General features: G+C 37.4%; 14 protein-coding genes. 4 read left to right on the plus strand and 10 right to left on the minus strand.

What is annotated here, in order from left to right; genetic code table 11:
• Positions 1 to 144 precede the first annotated feature (144 nt).
• A complete protein-coding gene (locus M2306_RS09960; protein WP_259189491.1) occupies positions 145 to 885 on the plus strand; it encodes a phytanoyl-CoA dioxygenase family protein in 741 nt (246 codons plus the stop codon).
• Between the two features lie 29 nt (positions 886 to 914).
• Here M2306_RS09960 and M2306_RS09965 read toward each other — a convergent pair whose 3' ends face one another.
• From M2306_RS09965 to M2306_RS10010, 10 genes are all read right to left on the minus strand, one after another.
• On the minus strand, positions 915 to 1,316 hold the full coding sequence (locus M2306_RS09965; RefSeq protein ID WP_259189637.1) for a DoxX family protein: 402 nt from the start codon (positions 1,314 to 1,316) through the stop codon (positions 915 to 917).
• Between the two features lie 12 nt (positions 1,317 to 1,328).
• Positions 1,329 to 1,973, minus strand: a complete 645-nt coding sequence (locus tag M2306_RS09970) for a hypothetical protein (protein WP_259189492.1) — start codon at positions 1,971 to 1,973, stop codon at positions 1,329 to 1,331.
• Between the two features lie 62 nt (positions 1,974 to 2,035).
• Positions 2,036 to 2,626, minus strand: a complete 591-nt coding sequence (locus tag M2306_RS09975) for a Crp/Fnr family transcriptional regulator (protein WP_002990645.1) — start codon at positions 2,624 to 2,626, stop codon at positions 2,036 to 2,038.
• 23 nt (positions 2,627 to 2,649) lie between these two features.
• A complete protein-coding gene (locus M2306_RS09980; RefSeq protein WP_259189493.1) occupies positions 2,650 to 3,927 on the minus strand; it encodes a YncE family protein in 1,278 nt (425 codons plus the stop codon).
• Between the two features lie 112 nt (positions 3,928 to 4,039).
• On the minus strand, positions 4,040 to 5,299 hold the full coding sequence (locus tag M2306_RS09985; RefSeq protein WP_259189494.1) for an NAD(P)/FAD-dependent oxidoreductase: 1,260 nt from the start codon (positions 5,297 to 5,299) through the stop codon (positions 4,040 to 4,042).
• A 155-nt stretch (positions 5,300 to 5,454) separates the two neighbouring features.
• Positions 5,455 to 6,180 (minus strand): MBL fold metallo-hydrolase, encoded by a 726-nt coding sequence (locus M2306_RS09990; protein ID WP_259189495.1) that lies wholly within the window; start codon positions 6,178 to 6,180, stop codon positions 5,455 to 5,457.
• A gap of 157 nt (positions 6,181 to 6,337) precedes the next feature.
• A complete protein-coding gene (locus M2306_RS09995; protein WP_259189496.1) occupies positions 6,338 to 6,778 on the minus strand; it encodes a bleomycin resistance protein in 441 nt (146 codons plus the stop codon).
• 85 nt (positions 6,779 to 6,863) lie between these two features.
• Positions 6,864 to 7,751 carry a bifunctional 5,10-methylenetetrahydrofolate dehydrogenase/5,10-methenyltetrahydrofolate cyclohydrolase gene (locus M2306_RS10000; protein ID WP_036462904.1) on the minus strand — a complete coding sequence of 296 codons (888 nt, stop codon included), beginning with the start codon at positions 7,749 to 7,751 and terminating at the stop codon, positions 6,864 to 6,866.
• 84 nt (positions 7,752 to 7,835) lie between these two features.
• Positions 7,836 to 9,173: a signal recognition particle protein gene (gene ffh, locus M2306_RS10005; protein WP_115092742.1), complete on the minus strand. Its 1,338-nt coding sequence runs from the start codon at positions 9,171 to 9,173 to the stop codon at positions 7,836 to 7,838.
• Positions 9,174 to 9,341: 168 nt separating this feature from the next.
• Positions 9,342 to 9,914, minus strand: a complete 573-nt coding sequence (locus M2306_RS10010) for a hypothetical protein (RefSeq protein WP_259189497.1) — start codon at positions 9,912 to 9,914, stop codon at positions 9,342 to 9,344.
• 176 nt (positions 9,915 to 10,090) lie between these two features.
• Between M2306_RS10010 and M2306_RS10015 the strand changes: the two genes are divergently transcribed.
• The 3 genes from M2306_RS10015 (at position 10,091) to M2306_RS10025 (ending at position 15,006) form a co-directional block, all read left to right on the plus strand.
• A complete protein-coding gene (locus M2306_RS10015) occupies positions 10,091 to 10,666 on the plus strand; it encodes a sigma-70 family RNA polymerase sigma factor (RefSeq protein WP_259189498.1) in 576 nt (191 codons plus the stop codon).
• A gap of 79 nt (positions 10,667 to 10,745) precedes the next feature.
• Positions 10,746 to 11,675 carry a FecR family protein gene (locus M2306_RS10020; RefSeq protein ID WP_259189499.1) on the plus strand — a complete coding sequence of 310 codons (930 nt, stop codon included), beginning with the start codon at positions 10,746 to 10,748 and terminating at the stop codon, positions 11,673 to 11,675.
• Positions 11,659 to 15,006 carry a SusC/RagA family TonB-linked outer membrane protein gene (locus tag M2306_RS10025; protein WP_259189500.1) on the plus strand — a complete coding sequence of 1,116 codons (3,348 nt, stop codon included), beginning with the start codon at positions 11,659 to 11,661 and terminating at the stop codon, positions 15,004 to 15,006. The genes M2306_RS10020 and M2306_RS10025 overlap by 17 nt, the downstream gene beginning before the upstream one ends.
• Positions 15,007 to 15,013: the final 7 nt, after the last annotated feature.

Genomic DNA, 15,013 nt, shown 5'->3' on the forward strand with positions numbered 1-15,013 from the left:
ATTTTTAAAAAGGGTTTTTCGTATTGGTTTTTAACAAATATACATAATAATGCAAGTGGACTTCCCTTCTTGAGAAAAGAATCACAAACAATTTTACACCTTAAATAAATAATGTACTTTTAACTCTTACTGAATCCAATACGCATGAATCCAAGTAATCCATATCCTACGGAGGGCTATTTTTATCTTCCCCAATTCTTTCAACCGAACGAATTACAACAAATTGAACCTATTCTCGAAAAGTTTCATCAACAGTGGTTAATTGATCATCAGGAAGAGTATCAAACGAGATTAATTAATAGTCACAGTTTAACATCTAGTGCTGTCTTAACCCAAGAGGAACGTCTGATTTTATTTCAGTTTATAGCAGGTGATCGCTTTCAACCGCTTCTTTCTGCTCTATTTTCAGAGCAGGCTCTTTTTTTAAATACTCAATTATTTTTTGATCCTTTCAACAAGGAGCAGAAAAATTACTGGCATCGCGATATTCAGTATACGGGTATGTCTATAGAAGATCAACAAAAAAGCATTCTCACCCAAAATGTACTTCACTTCCGCATTCCGTTCCAAGAGGAAGAAGGTATTGAGTTAATTCCATGTACACATCGCAGTTGGGATTTACCAGCAGAACAAGATACCCGTTTGGGGCAAAATGGAAAACAACCGAGTGATGCTTTGGCCCGAGGAAAACAAATTCGCCTACAACGTGGGGATTTGTTGATTTTTTCGGCGAATATGATTCATCGTGGATTGTATGGAAACAATCGTTTTTCCTTTGACCTTATCTTTTTAGATGATACTCCGCTCCTTCGTCCTTTTATTGATCCAAACAATCATCCGACGGAAGCAGAAAAACAACAACTTAACTCTTCTTTATTTCTATAAAAAAAAGCTTCTATCTAGAAGCTTTTTTTTTAATCCCATTGATTCGCTGTGGATAAGGCATATTTCCCACCACCTGTAAAAAATAAGCTAACCGCTACTAAAGCATAAATCATCAATAATTCGACTTGCCATCCTCCATTTTCATTCAGGCTAAAAATAGCTGCACTTTGAACCAATAGCATAGCAGTTAAGCAATTAATTGCAAATACGACTCCTGCTAAGCGGGTTCTCCATCCTAGGAGCAATAAAACAGGTGCAAGTACTTCTCCTACATATACACCATAGCCAAAGAAACCAGGTAATCCTTTATCGATCAAGGTTTGTTGGATAAATCCAATGCCATGTATAAGTTTGCCTATTCCATAAAACAACATGGGAAATCCAATGGCAATTCTACTAATTAACAATCCGGTGTCTACTTTTCTATTCATCATTATTTCTAGTTATAAAGTTACTTTTACAAAAACGCCATAATTCTCGAAATGATCCCAACTCATAGCAAACTGTTCTAAATTGGCTGCTACTCCCATTGTAATCTTGTCTTTCTTCATTCCTATTCGGATGTGTTGAAAGCCTCGGGTATATTCATGTCTATCGACATTTCCAACAGCAAAAATTCGAAATAATCCCTGCCATTCTTGTGTTATTTGTGGGGTATATTCCACTAAAAGCGATTGTTCTAAAGTGAATCCTTTTTGATAGGTTGTTCCCACTCCATAGATCAGTTGAAAGTCTTTTCTCTTTACCTGATATTGGAGGTATACACTCGCAAATTTCCCAGGATTCTTTACCCCAAATCCTGCATTTAAAATGAAGTTCTTGGGGAGTTTATAGGCAATCGTATTGCGGATAAAAAAAATATTATGGGTGTCTTCTTCGTATTCTGCATCGAATAAAACAAGATTTTGAAGGGTAAGTTTATCTGACAGTTTATGGCTGATTGTATGCGTATAGCCATACGCTCGATGTCCAACCATCATATCGGGTGTATAGGTTGTTGATTGCCCCAAAACAGGAAGTGTAAGAAGCCCAAATAGGACCATAAAAAAACGAGCTAATTTCATCTGTCTATGCTTATTTATTTTCATAAGACAAATGTATTAGCTCGCTCTAAGGTGGTTCTTAAGCTATCTTAAGAAAGAATATACTGTTATTTTTCGTGCTGTTTTTTCTTGAGATAACTCAAAAATTCGGGCGTCACACCTAAATATGAGGCAATCATATATTGTGGTACTCGTTGTTCGATGTTGCGATATTCTTTGATGAATCGCTGATAACGCGTAAAGACATCTGCACTCATGTGCTCAATCGTTCGTTCTTGTAAAGCGACATATGCACTTTGTATCTTTAATCGAAAGAACGTAGAAATAGCCGGAATCTCAGCATAGAGTTGCTCGAGATTTTCTCTGCTAATTTGGACAATAGTAGCAGGTTCAATAGACTGTATAAACAGCTTGGATTCTTTTTGAGTCAAAAAGCTGTATAAATCATTGATCCACCATTCTTCAATCCCGATTTGCAAGGTATGTTCTTGTGTATTTTCATCCAGGTAATAACAACGCGCACTTCCTTGAGCAATAAATCGCATATGCTGCGATAATTGCCCTGGTTGCAATAAGAGTTCCTTTCGCTTGAGTAAAACAATTTCGGCAACTTCACTTATTCGTTGTATTTCCTTCTCATTTAAAGCAATTGTTTGCTGTAAATGCTGTACCAACACCTCAATGGGATTTACATCCATATTCTTTCTTTTTCTTTTTTATATTACCATCTCCACACTTGTGGTTCTTCTTTCCAAATCAATAGACGGAACTGTTCATACAACTGGCTCGTTCCAATTGTATGGGTATCTCGTATATCTTTTCCTACTTCTAATTTGTGTAAAGCCCCTGAATACGTTCCTACCCAAAGTACTTTTTCATCATCAGATACTGCAATTCCACTAATAGTTCCACCAACAAAAAACTGTCCTACATCTTCTCCTGCTTTATTAATCAAGCGAATGTAGCCATAAGCATCTCCTAAAACGTAGTAGTCCTGCATAGCAACCCCTTGGTATACGCGCATTCCTTCATCCATATAAATAAAGTCATCACTTTCTTCATACGCTTCTACTTCCATGCCTTCTAATTTCGTTGCATCTACTCCAATCGTTACTCCATTGTAGAAGTGACAAGAATTAGTAATTAACTGTTGATCATCTTTCGAAAATAAACAAAAATGCGGATAAGACGACTGTGGTCCTACGCTTCCTACTTCTTTTCCATCTACATGTAAAATACGGTGATCTCTATCTTGATCTCCTACAACAATATAGGTATTATCTTGTGATAACGCTGCATTTTCCATATCAATATAGAAATCATATCCTTCTGCTGCAGCCTCTTGTTTTTCTTCTTCTGTCAATACAGGATGAATCAATTGTTTGTTCTGCTCCTCTATAAGGTAAACTCCTTCTGATGAAACAAATAAAATGCGTTTTCCATCATTGAAAGGAATCAATTTTGAGATTCCTACAGTAGCAAGCTCTCCCAGTTCAACTGTAGCAATCACAGGGCCATTCCACCCTTGATGCGTGATAATTTTATCTGCATAAGCAATCGCAAATACGTTGTTGCGCATTGATTTCCCCAATCCTTTGATGGTATCATCTAACAAGTTTACGGTAGTTCCTGATACCAAATAGGCTGTACGAGGCTCGTACGAAGTTCCTGCTAGGAATGCAACCGTATCGGTATCGATAACAACAATATCGCCAATATATTGAGACTTCTCTTCCAAGAAAGGAATTAAAGGAGGATAAGCCGGTGGAAACGAAGTTCTAAAAGCATCTACACTTCCTTCAATATTTGCTTGTTTCAGCAATTCAACTACCGCTGGACTCAAATGATCTCGTTTATCTTCTGGTTCTTCTCCTTTCCAATTTTCCCAACCGTGCTCTTTACCAAAAGCAACCATTTCATTAATCGCTTTGGCATAGCGTTCTCCTTTTGTAAACCATTCTTGTTGAAGGGCTGTTGTATTATTTTCTTCTGATTTCATTTTACTTTTTTTATGGCTTAAAGATACTTCGAATTCCCATTTCTTTTTATCCCTACAATTGTGGATATTCCATAAAAAACGAGAGTTTCTAAAATAGAAACTCTCATATATGTTATACTTGCTCGCCTTTCATCATTTTTGACCAATATAAATAAGGCAAGAGATGTTTTTTTAGCATCCATAAACGCCAATGTTCTTTGTGACTAGAAAACACCAACATTTGCTTCAATTTAGGATCGGGAATAAATTCATTTTTATAATTAAATTCAGCCAATACCATTTTTCCATAGCCTGTTACCAGTGGACAAGAAGAATATCCGTTGTAGTCGTTATTACTCGCTTCTTGATTTTGTAGTAAACGCATAAGATTGTCTACTACAACAGGAACTTGCTTCCGAATGGCAGCTCCTGTTTTAGCCGTTGGCAATCCAGCCACATCGCCTAAACCAAAAATATTCTTATACTTATTATGCTGTAAACTATGATGATTCACATCCAACCAACCTGCTGCATTGACTAAATTGGAGGTTTGCACAAATTTAGGAGCTGTTTGAGGCGGTGTCAAATGCAAGAAATCAAAAGGCATGGCTACTACCCCATCTGCTAATACTTGCGTTTGTTGGTCATCAGAGGTAACAAAGCAATGATTATCTTGTGCATTTGTCGGTTTGAAATAGGCGATTTTTGCAGCCGCATCAATTCGAATTGGATTATGCAAGGGCATAAAATCAATCTGATAACGATCAACCACTTTCAATAAAGTATCGGCTATTTTCTTTACGCCAAAAATCACACTTCCAGGCATGGGAAAATACACTTTTGTCTTAGTGTTTATTCCTTTCTTTCTGAAGTAATCACATGCTAAATACATGATTTTTTGGGGAGCACCTCCACATTTAATCGGCGTACTCGGTTGTGTAAAAATAGCGGTTCCTCCTTGAAAGGCCTGAAGCTGTTTCCACGTATACTCGGGATCAATATAATTACTACAGACCACTCCTTGTTCTACTGCTTCGGCTAAGCCTTCAATCAATGAATAATCATTCACCAAACCAGGACATACAACCAGGTATTCGTAGGTTAATGTTCCCGTTTCCGTTGTTGTTATGGCATGGTGTTCTGCATCGAATCCTGTAACAGCTTCTTTAATCCACGTTACTCCTGGAGGAATCAAAGAAGCCATTGGTTTTATTGTTTTTTTCTTGTCATAGGCACCTGCGCCAACCAACGTCCAAGCTGGTTGATAATAATGATCAGTTGCGGGATCAACAAGTGCAATGTCTAAACTTGAATCTTTCTTTTTCAACTGAGCAGCAGTCATAATACCAGCTGTTCCAGCTCCTATAATGAGGATTTGATAATGCGTTTTCATGTTGTTCGTTTTTGGTTTGACTCTCCAAAATAGACATTACTATCGGAATAAGGTGTAACAAATGTTACAAATAATCTTTTGATGTGTTTGTTTTTTATCTCCTATCAGTTTATCTGTCAGAAACATATCACAAAAGATATCATATAGCTTCCTATTTATTGGTAGTATTGAATCACTACTTCCAATTGCTCTTGGATTCCCTCTTCCATACTACCTCCGTGATAACAGATAATTTTTGCTGGTTGCAATTGTTTTATCTTTTTTAAAGAGGCAACAGCCTGTCTCATATCCAATGTAAACTGTGGATTGGCAATATTCAGTCTATCTTCTTCAATGACCAAAGCATCATTGGCTATTAGTGTTTTCGTCTTATGGTCGAATAATGAAATATGACCTTTGGTATGTCCAGGTGTGTGAATCACTTCAACCTCCTCCACAACATAATCTCCCTCTTCTAGCGTATGGTCTACGGGTATGCGTTTGATTTTATTTAGACGGATGATAAAATTTTCCGCCCAAGCACGATATTCTACGGGCAACTGTTGCAACGAAGCTTCAGCTTGTTCCAAACGTTCTGACTTTGTTTCTCCCGTCACTGCACTTTTTTCGATTGTACTGCAATACACCTGAATATCGGGGTTTTCTGCAACGAATAATGGCAATGCTCCCAAATGATCTATATCATCGTGGCTAATTATTATTTTGGTAATGGCAGTCAATGGTATACCTAATTTTGCCAATTCTACTTTAAATTGATCAAAAGTTTCCTCATAACCACAATCGACCAACACTACCTCATTTTCGGTCTTGATGACGGTTGGATAGATCGTACTAATTTGTCCAGCAACTTCTTGTTCGATTGTAAAATTTAGTATTTTCATTCTTGCATTCTTATGTAATTGTTAAATTGATAAGGTTTTCCTCATCTCAATACAAAAATACGAATTTTAAAAGACTTCGACAGATTCCTTAAAATAGGACGGAGCAAATACGATACTTCAATCCACCTTACAAACCTATTAATCAGAGTCATAACTACTATTCACACCACTTTCGTTCTCCTAAATCTTCAATCAAACGCACTAAATATCCATCGGGATCTTGTATCAGAAATTGTTTCTGTCCAAATTCAATGGCATCGGCTCTATACCAACGTTCTTCTACCGGAATAAATACGGAGTAGTTTACTTGTTCCAATCGAGCTAAAATAGGAGCTATTGCCTCTACTTCTATTTGGAAATTAATCCCTCTACCGAATGGTTTTTCCATCGCTCCAGTTTGCCAACTCTGATCTGTAGGATCTTCTTGTTCTAACATTAGTTGAGCGCCGTCTAATTCCAAATAAGCAAAAAAATCTTCTTTGCGTTCGTATAAAATAGAAAATCCGAGGTAATCACACCAAAATTTTAAGCTTTCTTCTATATTTGAAACCACTAGTTCTGGGACTAAAGTCGCCCATTTGATTTGCTCACTTCTCATCTTCTTTCAATTAAAACATAAAGATACAACCTGCTTCATTAAAGCACAAAAAAAAGGCGTATCGATGATACGCCTTTTTTTATTCTTATTCTCCTTTTTTTGCTCTTCTTGAACGAGCTAAAAGTGTATTTTTTAGTAACATTGCGATGGTCATCGGACCTACTCCACCTGGAACTGGGGTAATGAATGCTGCTTTTTTGCTTACTTCATCAAAATCAACGTCTCCAGCGATTACATATCCTCTTGGGGCATTTGCATCTGGAACACGTGTAATTCCTACATCCACTACAGTTACTCCGTCTTTTACCATATCTGCTTTTAAGAAGTACGGTACTCCTAAAGCAGAGATGATGATATCTGCTTCTCTTGTAATAGCAGCAATATCTTTTGTACGGCTATGTGTCAGGGTTACTGTTGCGTCTCCAGGATATCCTTTTCTACTCAATAAAATACTCATTGGACGACCTACAATGTGAGAACGACCAATCACCACTACATTTTTACCTGCTGTTTCTACTTTATAACGCTCTAGTAATTCCATAATTCCGTAAGGCGTAGCGGGTAAGAACGTTTCCATTTCTAAGGCCATTTTCCCAAAGTTTGTTGGATGGAATCCATCCACATCTTTGTCTGCATCCACAGCCATCAAGATTTTTTGTTCGTCTATGTGTTTCGGTAAAGGCAATTGTACAATATATCCATCAATTGCTGGATTTTCGTTCAATTCTTTAATTTTTGCCAATAATTCTACTTCTGTTGTTTCTTCAGGTAAAGCGACTAAAGTAGATTCAAATCCAATTTGTTCACATGATTTCACCTTACTTCCCACGTAAGTTAAACTTGCGCCATTGCTTCCCACAAGCACTGCTGCCAAATGGGGAACTTTTTCACCGCGAGCTTTCATTTGTTGAACCTCAGCAGCAATTTCATTTTTGATATCTTCCGATACCTTTTTTCCGTCTAGTAGTTGCATTAAATCGTAATAATTAGTGTGTTGTTGTATGTAAAATAAAGAAGGTTTAAACTTCACTGTGAACCTTAAACCTTCTTTGTATTCTTATTGCATTCCTTTCATTTGTCCCATCATTCGCATCAAATTCTTTCCTTTTGCTCCTTGCATCATCTTCATCATTTTGCTCATTTGATCGAATTGTTTCAACAATTGATTTACTTGTTGAATATCTGTCCCTGATCCTTTAGCAATACGTTGTTTTCGCTTTGCATCGAGAACCGAAGGAGTCGCTCTTTCTTTTGGTGTCATCGAGTGGATAATCGCTTCGATGTGTTTGAATGCGTCGTCTTCAATTTCTACATCTTTCAATGCTTTTCCAACGCCTGGTAACATCCCGACTAAGTCTTTCATGCTACCCATTTTTTTCACTTGTTGAATTTGCGTCAAGAAATCGTCAAATCCGAATTCGTTTTTCGCAATTTTCTTTTGGATTTTACGCGCTTCCTCTTCGTCGTATTGTGCTTGTGCACGTTCAACTAAGGAAATAACGTCTCCCATTCCTAAAATACGGTCAGCCATACGCTCTGGGTAGAAAACGTCGATTGCGTCCATTTTCTCACCTGTACCAATAAATTTAATTGGTTTGTTTACTACTGACTTAATTGAAATGGCAGCTCCACCTCGTGTATCCCCGTCTAACTTTGTTAGGATTACCCCATCAAAATTCAAACGATCGTTAAATGCTTTTGCTGTATTTACGGCATCTTGTCCTGTCATGGAATCCACTACGAATAATGTTTCATGTGGTGCGATTGCTTTGTGAATATTAGCAATCTCTGTCATCATCTCTTCATCTACAGCCAAACGACCTGCAGTATCGACAATAACTACGTTGAATCCATTTGCTTTTGCGTGTTTAATCGCGTTTTCAGCAATTTGAACAGGGTTGTTATTTCCTTCTTCCGAATATACCTCAACACCTAATTGTTCTCCAACTACATGTAACTGATTGATAGCCGCAGGACGGTATACGTCACACGCTACTAATAAAGGTTTTTTATTCTTTTTTGTTTGTAAGAAGCTGGCTAATTTACCAGAAAAGGTTGTTTTACCAGATCCTTGTAAACCAGACATCAAAATAACAGATGGATTACCCGATAGATTAATTCCAGCTGCTTCACCTCCCATTAATTGAGTAAGTTCGTCTTTGACAATCTTAATCATCAATTGGCCTGGTTGAAGCGTAGTCAATACATCTTGTCCTAAGGCTTTATCTTTTACTTTATTCGTAAAATCTTTGGCAATCTTAAAGTTAACGTCGGCATCTAAAAGGGCTCTACGCACCTCTTTTAAGGTATCTGCAACGTTTACCTCAGTGATTTTACCATGTCCCTTAAGAATATGAAAGGCTTTATCTAATTTATCGCTTAAATTATCAAACATATCGGTATTATTTAATACTTTGAAGCGCCAAAGATACTATATAACTCGTTAAGTCACAAAAAGCAAAAGCAGGAAAATAGCCTTTTTTGAAAATAATATCCCAAATCTTTTTTTCTCTCCCGCTATTTGTTTTGCAATTCCCTTTGTTTTCCTAGGTTTAAAATGAGCTTAAGCCAATTCGAACTCCACAATCGTTTGTCGTTGTCCTCTTGAATTAATCACATCAATTCCAAAAAAATCAAATCCATTGCTTTTTAATTCTTCTGGTGAAATAATCTCGCCCGAAATCAATTCAATTTCTCCTTCTTCATTCAAGAACTCCTCCATTTCTTCCTCGTAATCAATATTGTGATAGGCATAAACGAGAATTTCAAACTCCGTTTCTCCATTTAACTGTAACAATTGTAGTTCATTCTTGCGTTGCTCCAATACTTCTTCCTCATATTCATCGCAAAATAGCGCATCATACCCGTGTTTCGCATAGTCAAAAAGTAAAATACGCTCTTTTGTCACACAATCTTCCGCATAAACTAGAACAGGAAAATCATCTTGATGCACCAACAGCTCAATATCATCGGCATAGGTGCCACAATAATAGAGTTTAAACGTTCGTCCTCCTGTAGCGGATTGGATTTGTCCACGCCATTCGATGTCGATCATTTCTTGAAAATACGGTGGAGTATCATAGGTAACAACAGAGGCCAAATAAGTAGGAGCCGCATAGGTAGATGGATTTTTCATGCCTTTTCATTTAAACAAGCAAGGTAACTTGTTTTTTACAACTGTCTTTCCATTCGTCCTACTTTTTTCTTCTTTTTCTTCTTTGATGTACCTCAGTTTATATAACGGTGCTTTAATATTCGCTTAATATTAGAATAGACTACAAGCTTTACTTTAGCCTAAAATAACTTATTCGTATGAATACAGCAAAAGACAAATGGATTAACACCTATTACAATTTACATTGGGATGTGCTTTATCAATATTCGTATAATATTTTAAGGGATCAAACCTTAGCTTCGGATGTTGTACAGGATGTTTTTATTTCAATTTGGGACAACTATGACAGCTTAGCCATTGACAACGCTAAAGCGTATCTAATTACAGCCGTAAAAAACAAAAGTCTCTATTACCTCAAGAAAGTTCCATTCAATACCATACAATTAGAATCTATCTATCATGTTTTAACCGAACACGAATTACTCACCAACGAAGAGGAAAGTCTGTTTAAGGAGCAATTGCTGCAATTAATTTACAACAAAGCCCAGGAAGTACTACCTAAACGATGTTTGGAAATTTTTAATCTTCGCTTTTACAGCCATCAAAGCTATAAAGAAATAGCCTCTAAACTAGCAATCTCAGAAAGTACAGTGGAGAATCAAATTTCCAAAGCATTAAAAACACTAAAATCAACCCTCCCTTATTCGTTAGATTTTTATTTTTTATTGCTTTACCTCTTCCCTACTTCGGATTATTACCAAATTGTAATGTAATTTAAGAAAACGTTAGTATTGTTTGGTTACGTAGGGGCATGCTCCTGTTTTGTGCTCTTTCCTATATAAGACCAAAACAATGGAGAAAAAGTTTAAAACAATTTTACAACAATACTTACAAGATTCAGCTTCGTCTAAAGAAAATGAAGCCATTGAATCGTTTGTACACAAAATGCAGGAGGATGGTATTTCTTTGGAAGAAGTACAGCAAAATCTTCCACTCAAAAACACCTTATATCGCTCCATTCTCGCTCAATCTTCTGCCAAGAAGAGGCGTTTAAAAAAGAGGAGAAACCTAGGAGTTATTGGTGGTTTTTTAATCCTACTGCTGGGTACCCTAGGATACTATTTGCAAACGGACTTCCCTCAAACCTATACGTCAGCTGAGGATACTCAATTGATCACCTTGGCCGATCAATCTAAAATCACCCTATTCCCCCATAGTGAATTGACCGTTTCTAGTTCGTATAATCAAACGGATCGTCAAGTTCAACTGAAAGGAAAAGCTTTTTTTGCGATTAGTAAAAACAAACAACTCGCTTTTACGGTACAAACGAAAGATTTAGAAACTTCCGTTTTAGGTACGTCCTTTCTTATAGCAGAAAACAAAACTTCTACCGCTATTGAGGTTCGCACGGGAAAAGTAAAAGTGCAAACGAAAACCCCTAAAGATTACGTCATTCTTCTCCCTCAAGAATCTGCTCATTTTGAAAATCAACACCTTCAAAAATACAATGCACAAAACGATCGCATCTCTTCTTGGAATCAATCGCTAAATATGGTCAATGCTTCTTTTGCGCACTGGAAATCGAGCATTGAACGCGAATTTGACATCATCATTTTATCTGAGAGCAAAGCCATTCAACACATCAAGATAACTGGAGATTACCGCAACAGTAATTTACAGGATATCCTGGATAGTTTTTGTTTTATCAACAACTTAAGCTATAGCAATCAAAACAATTTAATAACTATAAACGAAACAAACACACATGATTCACAACGCTAAATTGAGCAGACGAATACGCTTGTATATCGCTTGTTGTATTTTCTTAAGTGCTCAATACAACTATGCTTTTAGTCAAGATCGCATGGACAGTGCAAAAACGATGAATATCGTATTGGCTGCAAAGAAAACCAATGTCGGATATGTTTTTAAAGCTATTGAAGAGCAAACCTCGTATAAGGTTGTTTTCTCTTCTGAAATGATCGACACGAATACAGTTATTTCATTTGCAAATACCTCAACAGAACTCAACCATTTATTGGATGTTATTGCCAAAGAAACAACAACGGCTTATCGCATCAACAACAATTTAATTTCCTTTAAACGCGAGGCTCAACGCACACAAGTGACAGAGCAAGTGGCACAAACCATTAGAGGAAAAGTCATTGATACAACTGGAGAAGCTTTACCAGGTGCAATTATTCAGATACAAGGCGGAACCGCGAGCACATTGAGTGATGTCGATGGAAATTTCAGCATCAAAGCAGTTCCTGGCCAAGATTATTTACAAGTCTCTTTTGTTGGTTTTACATCACAAGTCGTAGCAGCAAAAAACAACCTAACCATCCAATTAGGAGAAAGCACCAATGATTTAGATGAGATTATTATTGTGGGATATGGTACCCAACAGAAAAGATTAGTCACCACTGCTATTGATAAGATGAGCGTTACCCAAGAAAATATGCGTACCGTAGCTTCTCCCGTTGAATTGCTACAAGGTAAAATGGCCGGTGTAAATGTCAATACTAGTTCTGGAAACTTAGGAACAGGCGAACGCGTTTCGATCCGTGGAATTTCTTCGATTAGCGCAAGCAATGAGCCCTTGTATGTGGTTGACGGGATTCCGCTGTATAATCCTTCTGCCGAATTGTTTAATATGGGAGAAGGGATGAGTTCACTGAATACCATCAATATGAAAGACATCGAGTCAATTGAGGTGCTCAAGGACGCTGCCGCTGCTGCCATCTATGGTTCTCGTGCAAATAATGGAGTGATTATAATCACAACAAAATCAGGAAAGAAAAACAGCAGTGCTGTTCGTTTTAATATCAATACTGGAATCTCTGAATTTGCCAATAAAAACAAGTTAAAAATCACGAATTCAGAAAAATATATTGCGCAATACAACGAAGGAGTATCCAACTACAACAAGCAATACAACTTACAAGTTGGCGATAAAGACTACAAGAGTCCAATTAGCAATCCCTTCGGCAATCTACCAGATACCAATTGGCTAGACGTTATTACACAACGCGGAACATTTACGGATGTAGATTTATCTTTTTCTGGAGGCTCTGAAAAGACCACCTACTATCTGGGCGCTTCTTACTTACAACAAGATGGAGTAATCAAGACTAACAGCATGAAACGCTATAACTTAAATACAAAGCTTCAAACTGAAGTTACTCCTTGGTTGACTATTGGCACAAATAACAACCTATCCTATGTACGCAATAATCAGGTTCCTGGGCCTAATTTAGGAACTACAATTATAGCCCGAGCTATTGAACAACGTCCTTTTGATCGCCCTTATAAACCCAATGGAGACTACTACATCGGAGGTACAGAGGAGTTACTTCGACACAATCCTATTCAAATCCTCAACGAGCAAAAGACGTATTTAGACTTGTTTCGCTACATTGGAAATATCTATGCAGATATCAAAATTCTACCTAATCTGACATTCCGCAATAGCATCAATACAGACTTTAATTACACCTATGATTATTTGTACTACAATGAAAAACATCCTTATGGTACAGGAGTAGGTCGTTTGGTTGACTCCAAACGAACGATTTTGAATCTAGAAACAGAAAATATTTTAACGTATAACCAAAATTTCAATGATTTTGGATTAACGGCCATGGCTGGTCATACGTTCCAAAAAGTAACGAATAATACAACGGGAATTGATGGACGTGGTTTCCCATCTCCTACGTTTGACGTAATCAATGTGGCTTCTGAAATTACTGGTGCAACGGGATATGTAACAGAATACGCGATGGAATCTTATTTTTCAAGGGTTACGTTAGACTACCAGAGCAAGTATATTCTGAATGCTTCCATTCGTACAGATGGTTCTTCCAAATTTGCTCCTGATACGCGTTGGGGATGGTTTCCCTCGGTATCCTTAGGTTGGAATATTGACCAAGAGGATTTCATGCAAGAAGTAGGGATTGATGCAAAACTACGATTGAGCTACGGAAGTACTGGAAACCAGGAGGGTATCAACAATTATGGGTATTTATCGTTACTCTCTGGAGGCAATGATTATGGATTAGAAAGTGGTATTTCCGTTTCTAGTTTTGGGAATAATACCTTGACTTGGGAAAAGGCCAACCAAACGAACTTTGGAATGGATGTAGCTTTTTTCAATAGACAGCTGACCTTTAGCCTGGATATGTATAAAAAGAAAACCAACAATTTACTTTACTCCATGCCTATTCACGCCACCTCTGGAATGTCGAGTATCTTAACGAATATTGGTTCTATGGAAAACAAAGGAATTGAAATTGCTCTAGGTACAGATTTGACATTTGGAGATTTTCAATGGCAATCTAACTTCAACATTGCTACGAATAAAAACAAAATCACCCAATTGATTGACAACAAAGGAGAACCTTTATCCATTGGTGGAAACCGCGCTTTACAAGTAGGCAAAGATATTGGAGCCTTTTATTTATTTGTACAAGAAGGAATCTATCAATATGACGGAGAGGTTCCGCAAGAACAATATGAACGCGGTGTTCGCGCTGGTGATGTAAAATGGCGAGATAAAGATGGCAACAACATCATCAACGACAATGATCGAGAAGTGATAGGCAGTTCAAATCCCGATTTCTTTGGTGGTTGGAACAACAGTTTCCGATACAAGAATTTCCAATTCGATATCCTCACGACTTTTTCCTATGGCAATGATGTATATGCAGGATGGAAACCAGGCGTATTAGGTAAACTAGGAGATCGTTTTCCTATTTTGGAAGAATACTACGACAACCGTTGGACTGGTCCTGGTTCTACTGATCGCTATCCAAGAGCATTAATGGGCGATACCAACAACAATAGAAATTCAGATCGTTGGTTGGAAGATGGTTCTTATTTCAAAATCCAAGCGGCAACACTGAGTTACAATTTTGATCAAAAAGTCTTGGATCGCCTTAAAATCAAAGGGCTTCGCGTTTACGTTCAAGGAACGAACCTACTGTTATTGACGAAGTATTCGGGATGGGATCCTAGTGTAAGTCCAAGTTTAGATGCTCGTTTTTATGGAAATGATGCCTTAGGCGTTCCTCCTACGCGCAACTTCTCTATTGGTTTAAATGTCAACTTTTAATCGAACA

It is taken from the genome of Myroides gitamensis (assembly GCF_029894455.1).
GTDB lineage: Bacteria > Bacteroidota > Bacteroidia > Flavobacteriales > Flavobacteriaceae > Flavobacterium > Flavobacterium odoratum.

Coding starts and splice junctions, on each gene's coding strand:
- M2306_RS09990 (WP_259189495.1), bottom strand. CDS start 6,180: ATGAAAATACTAAATTTTACAATCGAACAAGAAGTTGCTGGACAAATT.
- M2306_RS10020 (WP_259189499.1), top strand. CDS start 10,746: ATGGAGAAAAAGTTTAAAACAATTTTACAACAATACTTACAAGATTCA.
- M2306_RS10025 (WP_259189500.1), top strand. CDS start 11,659: ATGATTCACAACGCTAAATTGAGCAGACGAATACGCTTGTATATCGCT.
- M2306_RS09975 (WP_002990645.1), bottom strand. CDS start 2,626: ATGGATGTAAATCCCATTGAGGTGTTGGTACAGCATTTACAGCAAACA.
- ffh (WP_115092742.1), bottom strand. CDS start 9,173: ATGTTTGATAATTTAAGCGATAAATTAGATAAAGCCTTTCATATTCTT.
- M2306_RS10000 (WP_036462904.1), bottom strand. CDS start 7,751: ATGCAACTACTAGACGGAAAAAAGGTATCGGAAGATATCAAAAATGAA.
- M2306_RS09970 (WP_259189492.1), bottom strand. CDS start 1,973: ATGAAAATAAATAAGCATAGACAGATGAAATTAGCTCGTTTTTTTATG.
- M2306_RS09985 (WP_259189494.1), bottom strand. CDS start 5,299: ATGAAAACGCATTATCAAATCCTCATTATAGGAGCTGGAACAGCTGGT.
- M2306_RS09995 (WP_259189496.1), bottom strand. CDS start 6,778: ATGAGAAGTGAGCAAATCAAATGGGCGACTTTAGTCCCAGAACTAGTG.
- M2306_RS10010 (WP_259189497.1), bottom strand. CDS start 9,914: ATGAAAAATCCATCTACCTATGCGGCTCCTACTTATTTGGCCTCTGTT.
- M2306_RS09980 (WP_259189493.1), bottom strand. CDS start 3,927: ATGAAATCAGAAGAAAATAATACAACAGCCCTTCAACAAGAATGGTTT.
- M2306_RS10015 (WP_259189498.1), top strand. CDS start 10,091: ATGAATACAGCAAAAGACAAATGGATTAACACCTATTACAATTTACAT.
- M2306_RS09960 (WP_259189491.1), top strand. CDS start 145: ATGAATCCAAGTAATCCATATCCTACGGAGGGCTATTTTTATCTTCCC.
- M2306_RS09965 (WP_259189637.1), bottom strand. CDS start 1,316: ATGAATAGAAAAGTAGACACCGGATTGTTAATTAGTAGAATTGCCATT.